Raw genomic sequence first — 2,765 nt, 5'->3', positions numbered from 1 at the left:
CAATCGTCGATCACCACGACCCGTGCTATGCGTTTCCCCATACGCATGGTCGCGTCCGAACCGCTCCTCGCCGTTCGGACTTCAAACCCTTCCAGTTCGAGAAGGTCTTTGGTGATCCGGCGGAGCTCTTCGTCTGCAGCTACAAGTAGGACGCTACGTGCCATGGGTGCGGAAGCGTATCACGGCGAGGCTACGTCGCAGGGCCGGTTCTCGCGAGCTTGTCCCAGATCATCAGTGGTACTGCGCTTCATCAAATAGTAGAACTTGACAGAACTACTTTTGCATTGATACATTTGATTGCGACTGAGAACAAGTCGCATTTTGTTATTGCGTGATCCACGCCCCATGTCTTCGCGATTTCGGGGGCGTCCTGACTCCTCTTCCCGCTCCCAAGGCTCTCAATGCTTCAAATGAATCGAACCCAATCCTCTGGTGTGGTCACATCCCCGCGGCGTAACGCCATCTGCCGCGCCATTGAAATCGTTGCGGCTACCGCAACCCTCTCCATGCCTGCAGCCTCGGCATTGGCTCAGGCCGCCTCGCTACCCACTGTGACGGTGACCAGCGAGACGGAAGAGGGCTACGCCGCACCGCGCAGTTCAACTGCCACGAAGACTGACACGCCCGTGCGGGATACCCCTCAGTCGATTTCCGTAGTGACCAAAGATCAGATCCGCGACCAGGCTGCCCAGAGCCTGGCTGAGGCAACGCTCTATGTGCCTGGCATTGGCTTTGCGCAAGGAGAAGGCAATCGCGAAACGCCTATTTTTCGCGGCATTAGCAGCACCGGAGACTTCTTCATCGATGGGGTTCGCGATGACGTCCAGTACTACCGAGATCTCTACAACATTGAGCGCGTGGAAGTCTTCAAAGGCCCTAACGCGATGATTTTTGGTCGAGGGGCCACGGGCGGTCTCATCAACCGTGTGAGTAAGCAGGCTCGATGGACCCCTTCGCTGGGAGGCTCTGTGACGCTGGGCTCGAATAGTAACCGCCGCCTCACCGCCGACATCAATCAGCCGATCAGTGATCAGTTGGCATTCCGTGTGAACGCCTTGTACGAAAACTCTGACAGTTACCGCGATGGCGTCTGGATCAAGCGATCTGGCGTCAACCCCACCTTGTCTTGGCGCGCGGGCTCTAAAACACTGGTGACCCTTGGATATGAGCATTTCAAGGACGACCGGATTGCCGATCGCGGAATCAGCACCTTCAAGGGCGTACCTTTAGCGGTCGCACCTTCTACGTTCTTCGGGAATGCGGCTGGCAGTCCTACTGGAACAACGCTCAATGCCTTCAGTGCGTCGGTTGAGCACGAGTTCGACAGTGGCCTATCTCTTCGCAACCGCACCAGAATCACGGATCAGGACAAGTTCTACCAGAACGTCTTTCCGGGTGCAGTCAACGCGGCGGGCACATCAGTCGCTATCAGCGCATACAACAATGCCACCAGCAGAAAGAGCATCTTCAATCAAACCGACTTCAGCTACAACATCAGTGCTGGCTCTGTGAAGCACAAGCTGTTGTTCGGTATGGAGTTAGGACAGCAGGACACAGACAACTTCCGGAACACAGGGTACTTTCCGGGCAACGTTACGAGCGTGACGGTGCCGCTGTCCAATCCCACGACTTCACTGCCCATTCAGTACCGCCAAAGCGCCACGGATGCGGACAACAGTGGTAAGGCGAAGGTTGCCGCGCTGTACTTCCAGGATCAGATTGAGCTGTCTCCTCAGTTCCAGATCGTAGGCGGCTTGCGCTACGACAAGTTCACTGTCGATTTCCGGAATAACCGCAATGGTCAAACGTTCGACACGTCGGATGGCCTTGTGTCGCCTCGTGTGGGTGTCATCTACAAACCTGTAGAGGCCGTCTCGCTGTATGCCAACTACAGCGTCGCCTATCAACCGCGTGCTGGCGATCAACTGTCCTCGCTGAGTCTCACAAATGCAGCGCTCAAGCCAGAGAAGTTCAAGAACTTTGAGTTGGGAGCCAAGTGGGATCTGCGCTCTAACCTATCAGCCACAGCAGCGCTCTATCGATTGGATCGCACCAACGTGATCGTGTTGGATCCCACAGATCCAACCAGCACTCGCACTATGCTGAGCGATGGCCAGCGTTCGCAAGGGCTTGAGCTGGGCCTGACAGGGCGGGTAAATGCCGCGTGGAGTGTGGCAGGTGGCTACACGTATGCAGACGCAAAGTTTGTGGCCGATACCTCTGCCACGCAGCGAGCCGGTGGCGCGGTGGGCCAAGTTCCAAAGCACACCCTGACGCTGTGGAACCGCTATGACTTCACTCCTGCCTGGGGTGCAGGTTTGGGCGTAATACATCGGACGAAGATGTTTGCAGCCAACGAGCTGATCGCTACCGCTGCTAACCCCACGCCGAATGTCTCGCTCCCTGGCTACACCCGTGTCGATGCTGCTGTCTTCTACACCATCAGCAAGTCCATGCAAGTACAGCTCAACGTAGAGAACCTTCTCAACAAGAAGTACTACATCAACGCCAACAGCAACACAAACATCACGCCGGGCGCGCCTCGTGGCGTTCGATTGGCGCTGAATGCGAAATTCTGATTGACGAAGCCCGGCAGACTAGTTGAGGTTGAACCGCCCCGGGTTTTGAGGAGGCTCCAACACTTGAGAAGATGGAGCTATGACCAAGTCAAACAAGTTCTCACCCGAGGTCCGCGAGCGCGCCGTGCGCATGGTGCAGGAGCATCGAGCCGACTACCCATCGCTGTGGGCAGCCATTGAATCGAT

At 56.5% G+C, this 2,765-nt stretch carries 1 protein-coding gene; it reads left to right on the top strand.

Annotated elements, in window-relative coordinates; translation table 11 throughout:
- Positions 1–410 precede the first annotated feature (410 nt).
- Positions 411–2,579: a TonB-dependent receptor gene (locus N4G42_RS25270; RefSeq protein ID WP_238385505.1), complete on the top strand. Its 2,169-nt coding sequence runs from the start codon at positions 411–413 to the stop codon at positions 2,577–2,579.
- Positions 2,580–2,765 lie beyond the last annotated feature (186 nt).

It is taken from the genome of Acidovorax sp. K2F (assembly GCF_025246485.1).
Classification (GTDB): Bacteria; Pseudomonadota; Gammaproteobacteria; order Burkholderiales; family Burkholderiaceae_C; genus Acidovorax; species Acidovorax delafieldii.
The sequence above is the reverse complement of the archived record's forward strand: the minus strand, read 5'-3'. Positions and strand labels throughout refer to the sequence as shown.

Coding starts and splice junctions, on each gene's coding strand:
- N4G42_RS25270 (WP_238385505.1), top strand. CDS start 411: ATGAATCGAACCCAATCCTCTGGTGTGGTCACATCCCCGCGGCGTAAC.